The organism is Lentzea fradiae, from assembly GCF_900100955.1.
Taxonomy (GTDB): domain Bacteria; phylum Actinomycetota; class Actinomycetes; order Mycobacteriales; family Pseudonocardiaceae; genus Lentzea; species Lentzea fradiae.
This window is the reverse complement of record NZ_FNCC01000039.1, coordinates 1-10,127: the sequence shown is the minus strand read 5'-3', so window position 1 is coordinate 10,127 and position 10,127 is coordinate 1. Positions and strand designations below refer to the sequence as shown.

The 10,127-nt window shown below is 70.6% G+C and carries 1 pseudogene; it reads left to right on the top strand.

Annotated elements, in window-relative coordinates:
• A pseudogene (locus tag BLT23_RS41235) lies at positions 1-10,127 on the top strand (hypothetical protein); the annotation flags it as partial.

Below are 10,127 nucleotides of genomic sequence, written 5' to 3'. Positions count from 1 at the left end.
AAGGTCGACCCCGCCAACCCCAACCTCGACCAGACCCACTGGAACGGCGACGCCAGCCCCGAGGTCCTCGCCCACGAAACCCTGCACTACCTCGGCATCCCCGACGAGTACAAAGACAGCACCCGCGTCTTCCAGCAACACGAGACGAACTCCGGCGTCCACCAGAACGACGGCGGCATCATGGGCGCCGACCTCCACCTGCCCGACCCCGGCGTCCTCCCCCGCCACCTCTGGCTCATCGAACGCACCGCCAACAGCCAGGTCATGGTGCCCGACACCACCATCGAACCCGCCGGACCGGCCACCGTCCCACCACCGGCAGGCTGGACTCCGCCCAGCCCGGACAGCACCCCCGCACCGTCCACTCAGGACGTCGACGCCCCCGCCAAGACCTTCGTCGGACCGGACGTGCAGACGCGGCCGATGGACGGCGGCATGCCGAAGATGCCCGGCAGCTTCGACTTCGACAGCGATGTCGAGTCCGATGTGGACGTCCGCCCCAACGACCAGACGCACCGGCCGGCGCTGGACGAGGTCGGCCTGGTCGAGTCCGTGCTGCGCAGCGCGGCGTTCCAGGGCGTGGACGTGCCGAACGCGTCTCCCGTGGTGAGCACCGGTGACGTCAAGTCCACTGTGGACGCCGTTCTCGACGACGTCCGGCAGAACCCGCAGAACCACAACCACCCCGGGCTGAACCCGCCCGCGCTGGCCGACTTCGCCGCGAACAACGTCGATCCCGACACGCTGGCCAAGTTCCACCCGGACCTGGAACCGAACACGCCGGGGCTCACGGGCGACGCCAAGATCGAGCAGTGGCGGGCGAACCTCGCCAACGACCTCGCCGACGGGTCGGCGAAGCGCTGGGAGGTCGTCAACGCCGGTCTCAAGACCGACGGCATGAAGCCGGGCGACGTGGAGATGATCAACCACATCACCCAGGAGGTGAAGACGAACGGGGCGTTCCCGTCGTCGGCCGACCTGGTCGCCAAGGGCATCGAGACGCCGTCGTGGGCGGACTCCCAGGTCGCCACGCACTTCCCCGACACGATCGGCCAGGCGCTGGGCGTCCAGGTCGTCGTGGACAACAACGGCGTGCAGACCGTCCACGGCCCGGACGGTGCTCCGCAGGTCCAGCTCCACTCGCAGGACGGCACGTTCGGCGCGCTCGGCGGACCGACGGCGCAGGAGGTGCGGGTCGGCTTCGAGTCCTACCTCAGCGGCAAGTCCTCCGCGGAGGTCAACCAGGCCGTCGGCGAGCTGTACAAGGGGGCCAGGGACCCCGGCCTCTACATCGCCGCGGCGCGGACCCAGCTGATCAAGCGCGCGGCCGCGCACCCCGACGGGCCGCAGGGCTTCACGAACGCGTTGATGGAACGCTCGGCGGACCTGCAGAACCGGATCGACGAGGCCAAGGCCAAGGGCTCCTGGAAGCCCGAGTCGATGCAGTCGCCGGAGGAACGCGCGCAGACGGCGGCGCTCAACGAGCAGATCGAGACGCTCGCCGACCTGAAGAAGAGCACGGACACCCAGATCGAGGTGCTCCAGGGCGAGGGCCCGAGGCTGGGCATGACCCACCTCGTCGACACCCACGTCGCCGGTCCGAACGCGGACAACCTCAAGAGCATCCCGCTGCTCAAGCTCCCCGAGATCGAGGCCCACCTGGCCGAGCAGATCAGGGAGGCGGAGACCGCCGGGTTCGACGCCACCGAGCTGAAGACCCTGCAGCAGCGGGTGCAGAACGAGGTGGAGGTGCGCAAGGTCCTCTCCCACGCCTCCGTGCGCGGCCTGGACTCGCTGACCACGAACCTGGAGAACGCCAAGGAGGGGCTGGAGAACCTCCGTCTCGGCAAGTCGGCGAACACCGGTGTCAACGGCTTCCTGAACCGCATGTTCGGCGGCGAGGTCGACACGACGAACTTCGACCAGAAGATCGCCGAGGCCGAGGCGCTGGTGGAGCAGGCGGAGCTGCACCAGTCGTTCGTCGGCAATCCCGACTACGCCAACCGCTTCGACCGCGCCGCGGAGATGTACGCGAACGTCCAGTCCCTGCAACAGCGGGTCGCCCAGATGACGGCGGAGGTCGAGGCACGCGCGGAACGCCTGCGCGACCTCGACGCCAGGACCCAGGAGTTCCAGAACCGCCAGTTCGACCAGGCACCGGTCATCCAGCTGGGTTCCGACGTGGACTCCGACGCCGACGTCCAGTCCGATGTGGACTCCGACGTCGACGCCCGGTCGGACGTGGACTCGGACGCCGACGTGCGGTCCGATGCCGGCACGCGGCCGGACAACGGCGGGCTCTCCGTGCGACAGGAGTTCGCGGGCTTCAGGGCCTCGCTGTTCGGCAGGTCCTCCGCCGAGCTCGCCGAGCTCGCCGAGCTGCACAGCGACAACCCGTTCCACCTGCAAGAGATCAACCAGATGGCCCGCAACCTGGAGATCGCGCAGAAGCCCGGCGGGATCCCGCAGCACCTGGCGGACCTGAAGACCGAGATCAACGAGACGCACCGCAAGGCGAACGACCTCAAGCACGCCACCGACGCGCTTCCGGACATGCTGAAGTCCGAGCTGATGCGCACGGACCAGGCGCAGCGCCAGGCGGAGCAGCAGAACCTCAAGCAGTACCAGCAGCAGCTCTCCAACGAGCTGGCGACGCTGCAGTACGACCACAAGGACGCGCTCACGACCTATGCGCTGAACCTGCCGGACGACCTGGACGCTCCCGGCTGGCAGTCGATGTCGCCGCAGGACATCGAGGTCCTCCAGGACCACGTCGACAACCTGATCTTCGACGCACGCGTGGCCGGTCACCCGGTGCCCGAGCTGGACAACCTCCACGCGCAGCTGGACAGCATCCGGGCCATCGACAACGCGGTGCCCTACCGGCCGGAGACGCCGCCGGCCCCCGCGGACAACGACGCGCCGGCCCGTGAGGACGGCGACGGCAGGCAGGACGGCGACGGCAGGCAAGACCGCGACGGCAGGCAGGACGGCGACGGCAGGGGCCGCGCGGGCGACGGGGGCCGTCACGCCCAGCCCGAACCGGCACCCGCTGCACGCCCGGAACCGCAGCCGCGTCCGTTCATGCAGGACCCGGCGGCACGGCCCGCGAACCCGGACGTGGACCGCGTCGTGCCCGGCGGCTTCGACCCCGTCCAGGTGGGTACGCCGCAGCGGTCGTTCGAGGCGTCGCTGTACGGTCTCGACACCCCGGCGCTGCGCGACATGCAGCAGAACCCGGCGTACAGCAACAACCCCGACCGCGCCGCCGCCATCCAGAACGCGATCGACATCAACCGCCGCGCCGTGGCGCCGAACCTCTACGACCTGCAGACGCAGATCGCCGAGAAGAGCCTCGCCAAGGCCAAGGCGGACCAGGCCCGCTGGAACGCGGCCGACCTGGTTCCCGACGCCCTGAAGACCCAGTCGATGCTGGACGAGCAGGCGGCCCGCAGGGACCGGGCCGACCGCGACATCCAGTGGAACCAGAACCGGATCGACCAGCTCACGGCCAACCGCGACGCGTCGCTCACCGTGCACGCGTTGCAGCAGCCCGCCGACGTCAACGCACCCGTCTGGCGGCAGTACTCCGACGCCGACCTCGCGGCCGTGCGCGCCCACGTCGACCAGCAGATCCAGGACGCGCGGACGGGTGGGCACAACACCAGCCACCTCGAAGCGTTCCGGGACTTCACCCAGCAGCTCCAGGACGCGCGGCAGAACGGGGACGTGCGCCCCGCGCCGCCCGCGCCCGACGCCGACACGCAGACGCGCCCGGCACCCGACGCCGACACGCAGACCCGGTCCGCCCCCGAGGCGGACGCCGGCACGCGTCCGGAGCCGGAGCCCGAGACCCGTCCCGCACCGCGCAAGCCGACGCCGAACCCGGTCATCCCGATGACCACGATGGCGCCGCAGCCGGTCGGCCAGGTCCCGGACACGAACCTGCCGAGCTTCTTCCAGGACAACAAGGCGCTCGGCTCGATCGTGCCGACCGAGGTGCGCGGCGCGGACGCGGTCGTGGCGGAGATCCAGGGCATCAAGCCCGACGACGCCGCCCGCATCAAGAGCGCGCTCGAGACCCAGTTCGAGACGTTCCTCGACAGCGGCCGCAACTTCCAGGTGAAGATCGGCAACACCTGGTTCGAGGCGAACATCCGCGCGGAGATGCACGCGGACGCCGACACGAAGGTCACCGACGCGGCGGACACGAAGGTCGACAAGAACTACCAGGCGGCCGTCTCGTCCTCGACGACGAACAGCGTCTCGACGTCCAACGACGTCGGTGGTTCGGTGACGGCCGGTGTGGCGATGGGCCCGTACGGCTCGCTGGGCGGCAAGGCCGCGCTCGCGACGCCCGCGGTGTCGCAGTCCACCAGCAACTCGGTCACCGAGCAGCGCGCGATCAAGGGATCGGACGACGGTTCCAAGAAGGTCGTCGTCCCGGTCTCGTACGAGATCACGCTGACCGACGCGTCCGGCAACCCGCGGATGAACGCGACCCTGCCGCCCGTCGGCACGGACGTGACGCTGCAGGTGCCCGCCGACCTGAGCAAGATCGTCGACTCGGGCAAGACGTCCGCCCCGGTCACGCCGACGGACCCGGCGTGGGGCACCAAGGCCGAGAACGTCGTGCCGGAAGCCGTGGTGGTGAAGAACCCCGCGCAGCTGTTCTCCGACATCGCGGAGAACCTGCACCCGTCGATCACGAAGATCGGCTCGCCCGGCCGCCAGGCGCTGCAGGACTTCCTGAGCCCGACCTCGATGCGCAACAACCTGCCGTCGATGCTCGGCGGCTTCGTCACCTCGCCCGACCTGGTCAGCCCGCACGCGAGCAAGGGTGCGGCGGTGCAGATGACGGCGACGCTCAAGGAAGCGAAGCTGGTCGGCACGCACGACACGGCGCCGCTGGACATCAAGGACACCTCCTCCTGGGGCAGCAGTGTGTCCGCGTCCACCAAGACGGGTGCCGACGTGACCGCCGGGTTCGGCGGCAACATCGGGGTGCCCGGCCAGGTCGGCGGCACGGTCGGTGCCACCGTCACCTACTCCGCGCGCACCGCGGAGGGCGTCAACGCGGGGTCGAGCTCCAGCCACAAGACCGGCATCGGCGTCAAGAACGAGACCGGCCTCTACGAGGTCACCGCCGAGGTCGAGGTCCAGGGCCCCGCGGGCAAGCCGGTGAAGACGGAGATCACCACCTTCATGCGCATGGGCCTCAACGAGGCCGGTGCGGTGGGGCTGCCGACCCCGGAAGGGACCCGCAACACCACGACCGACCCGGCGACGGCGAAGACGAGGTTCCTGCCGCCCTACGTCGGTGACGCGCTCGCCGCGGGCAACGCCAAGGTGGGCGAGTTCGTGCCCGCCACCGAGGTGCAGAGCCAGGTCGAGAAGAAGCTGCGGGAGCTGCCCGGCTTCGACAAGTTCCTGCCGAAGTGGAACGACGCGAACGCGAACCCGCGCTCCAGCAAGGGCCAGGGCTTCGCCGACGTGGCGGAGCAGCTCGCGAACCAGCGCAAGCTGACCGCGAACCTCTCCCCCGCCGCGCTGAAGGCGAACATGGACAGCCTCCTCGGCCCCGGCGTCGAGGTGCAGCTGAAGAACTCCGGCAAGACGACGAACACCTACGTCAACGTCACCGTCAAGGCGAAGCTGACCAACCCGGAGCACCTCGGTCAGGCCGACGCGCGCCCGGTCAGCGACTCCACGACGACCGGCCCGAAGCTCGACGCCAACACCAGCACCACCAAGGGCTTCACCGGCGGCATCACGGGCAGGGCGAACATCCCGGTCAAGACCGGCGTCGCCGCGCTCACCCCGATGCCGCAGGCCGGCGTGTCCTACACCCACTCGACCACGGACAAGACCACGGCCGGACCGGCCGTGAGCGCCACGTCGTCGAACCCCGGCAGCCCGGACGCCCAGGTGTTCCGCGGCGACGTGGAGTTCGAGGTCGAGATCACCACGTTCACCCGGCCCCGCACGTGGGTCCGCACCGTCGTGCCCGGCCTGCCCGGTCAGCAGGCGCCGGAGGTCAGGACCGTCGCCAAGACCGGCGCCGGCCTCGACAAGATCAACGGTGAGGTCAACCTGTGGGTGTCGGACTCCTCGACGCTCAAGAACGACCCCGGTGACGGCTTCAAGCCGGGTGAGCCGAAGGCCGAGCCGCTCGCCGACTCTCCGACCGTGAAGGACCTGCTGGCTCCCAAGGAGGCCCGGCCGAAGTCGCCGGAGTTCCTCAACGTGGAGGCCGTCGCCAACACGGCGGAGCTGCGCAAGCAGGCCATCGAGGCGCTCGACCGCGCGGCGAACGGCGACTCGGCGCTCACCACGCCGGGCACCGCGTCGCGGGCGCAGATCGACAAGATGTTCTCCCCGGAGAACATCAAGGCGAACCTGCAGCGGCTCATCGAGACCGGCGTGCAGGAGCAGGGCCTCAAGTACGACCGCCGGGTGACCGACCGCACCGGCGCGATCGGCATGACGGTGAAGCTCGGCGAGGCGAAGCTGGTGGCCATCTCGGACGCCACGGGCTCCGACAACTCGGTCAGCGGTGGCTACAAGGCCGGTTTCTCGACCTCGACGAGCCAGTCGGTCGACCTGACCGCGGGCATCAACGTGCCGGTGCGTCCCAACGTGACCCCGCCCGCCGCGGGCCAGCCGTCGCAGACCGGCGGGTCCGGCGGTGTCGCGGCCACCGGCAAGGTGACGCCGTGGTCGTCCACCAAGACCGAGTCGAGCGAGGTCGGCGGCAACGTCGACCGCGGCAGGAGCACGCCCGCCGACGCGCGGACCGTGCTGGTCCAGGTCGACGCCGAGTTCACGATCGTCGGCGAGAGCCGCGCGGGGAACTTCGTGCACGGCGGCACGCCGAACGCCGAGGGCGTGAAGGTGGACCTGCCGAAGTCGGTGTTCCTGCGCGTGTCGGAGGACGTCGCGCGGGAGATGGGCGTCCTGCCGAAGGTGGCGCCGGACGTCGCCAAGCCGGACTTCCCGAAGATGGCGCCGCCCGCGACGGTGGCGCCGGGTGAGCCCGGTGCGCTCGGACTGTCCAACGTGGAGGCCGTTCCCGACCTCTCCGCCGCGGTCAACGACCTCACGACGAAGCTGTCCGAGAACACCAAGAAGTTCGGCCGCGAGGCGCTGATCCCGGACTCGGTGCTCAAGGACTCGATGAGCAACCTGCAGCGCATCGTCGACCTGAACTCGCCGACGAGCGTCAAGGCCATGATCGACAGCGCGCTGGACGGCGGCGTGCCGCTGCTGGTGCACCAGCCCGGCACGTTCGGCAAGGACTCCTACCAGGTCACGCTGCGGGCCAAGACGGGTGAGCCGAAGTTCGACCAGGTCGTCAACGACGGCATCGACATGTCCCACAACGACGGCGGCTCCCGCAAGGGCAGCGCCGGCACCGGCCGCGGCACCGGCTGGGGCGCCGGTCTGCGGGCACCGGGACTGGCCTCGCCGGGCAGCGCGAACCCGAACACCTCGGGCACCGCGGGTCTCGCGGTGGGCGCGAACATCGGGTCGAGCCAGAGCAGCTCGGTGACGACCTCGACCACCGAGGCGTTCAGCCACAGCCGCACGGCGAGCGGACCGGCGGCGCGTTACAACGTCCCGGTCGAGTTCGAGCTCGTCGTGGAGAAGGGCAACACGGAGATCGCGAAGGCCACCAGCGTCCAGCAGGACATGGTGATCCGCACGCACGCGGACAACCAGAAGGTCTCCCAGCCGACCTCCGGCCGGGGCACCCCCGATCCGTACATGTCGGCGGCGAGCAAGCGCGGCACCGAGTTCGGCACGCCGGAGGCGACGGCCGCCTTCCAGCAGGACGTGCGCGCGGCGCAGCTGCCCCCGGCCGCGTCGGTGGAGAACCTGCGCGGCGCACGGGACCTGCGCGCCGCCGCCGTGAAGGCGATGACGGACGCGGGTGCGGGCAAGGGCCTGACCGGCAAGGGAACGGGCTCGCTCAACAGCCTGTACTCCACGCTCAGCCCGGAGAACCTGCAGCCGCACCTCCCGTCGATGCTGTCCGGCCCGCTCGACGTGCCGGGCCTGAAGGAGGCGGCGCTGGCGTTCGGCCAGGACGCCGAGGTCAAGGTCTACGCGAAGCTGGTGAACCCGCGGCTCGGCTCGCTCAGCGACGGCGTCAGGATCGAGACCCCGCAGGCCACGAGGACCACCGAGGTCTCCAGCGAGGCCAAGGTCGCCGACACGTCCGACGTGTCGGTGGGCCTCGCCCAGGGCAGTGCGGCGGTCAAGCAGGGCGACCCGAAGGACACCGTCAACTTCGGCACCGGCGGTGTCGAGCTGCGGCACGCGAACGAGGACTCGTCCGGCGTCTCCGGTGGTCCCGCGCAGGCCCAGGGCGGCGCCGTCAAGCCCAAGGACTCCTCCCGCACCGGTCTCGTGCAGTTCGACGTCGAGTACCGCGTGGTGGCGACGGTCGGCGGCAAGACCGGCGTCGTCGACCTGACGGTGCCCGGCTCGGCCGGCGTGCGCATGCCCGCCACCGATGTCGAGAACCTGCTGAGGCAGGACTTCAGCGACTCGCTGAAGGACGCCCAGACCGAGGTCAAGAAGGCGGCCGACGCCTGGCGCGACGCGGAGAAGAAGGTCGACGAGGCCCGTCACGAGGCCCAGGAGGTCGTCAACACCGCCGCCGCCGACCTGGCGAGGACCGACAAGCCGCTGAAGGACGCCACGGCGAAGGTGGACGCGGCCGTCCAGGCCGAGACCGACGCCAAGGCGGAGGCGGACAAGCGGGAGACGGCGTTCGAGGACGCCAAGGCGAACGTCCCGCCGGTGCGCGCGACGATCCAGCAGCTGACGCCGCAGGTCGCGGCGCTCAGCCAGGACGCGCTCGCGGCCGACAACCTCCTCGACGACGCCAGGATCAACGGCGCGCCGAAGCCCGAGCTGGACCGGCTCGAGCAGGAGGCCGACGCGGCGCACACCGCGCTGAACGACGCCCAGCAGCAGCTCACCGACGCGCGCACGGAGCTCGACGCGCGGCGCCAGGCCGCCATCGACGCCCGTGAGCAGTGGGAGGCGCAGAAGCAGGCCGTGGCCGACGCCGCCACCGCGCGCGCCGAGGCCGAGGCCGCCCGGAAGGCGATCGAGGAGGAACGCGCCAAGGCCGAGAAGAAGATCAAGGACGCGGAGACCAAGCTCAACGACGCCAGGGCCGCCGCCGACGCCGAGCAGAAGAAGTGGTGGGACGCGAAGGCCGAGGCGGACAAGCAGGTCGACGCCTACAACTCGTCCCCGCCGCCGGTGCCGCCGAAGCCCGCGCCGCCGACCACGCCGCCTCCGCCGCCGCCCGCCGAGGCGAGCACGACCACGGCGGCGAAGCCGGACGAGAAGCCGTTGCCTCCGCCGCCGGCCGAGGGCAAGCAGGACGCGGACCAGAAGCCGTTGCCCCCGCTGCCCGCGGAGTCGTCTCCGGCGGGGAGCAGCCGCGGCGGTGCCGGGGCGGCGGTCCCGCCACCCGCTCCCCCGCTGCCGCCGGTGCGCGAGTCGAACCTGAGCCCGGACGGCACCCGCAAGGACGTGCCGAAGGTCGGCGCACCACCCGCGATGACGCCGCCGACGCCGGAGTCGCACCGGGGCAAGGACGTCTTGACCGACGAGTCGTGGCGGCACGATCCGGCGAAGACGGCGGACTGGTCGACGCCGAACAACCCGGCTGACCGCAGCACGTGGGCCGACCGCCGCAACGACACCGATGTCCGGACCGTCGACCAGATCGTCCACGACGTCCGAACCGACAGCACGCCGTCGAACGTCAAGTCGTACCAGGGTCTGATCAACTACGACCTGCGGCGCATCGAGACCACGCCGGGCAACTTCGTGCAGGAGTACACCGTCAAGGTGCACCTCGACCCTGCCGCGAACGTCGACCCGGCCGTCATCGCCCAGGTCAAGGACAACGCCACCAACGGCGTCAACAACCTGGTCAACAAGGGCTTCCGCCTGCCCAGCGGCGACCAGTTCCACCTCAACCTGGAGTTCACCGACAACAAGGCAGACGCCCACACCAGCGTCAAGGTCGACCCCGCCAACCCCAACCTCGACCAGACCCACTGGAACGGCGACGCCAGCCCCGAGGTCCTCGCCCACGA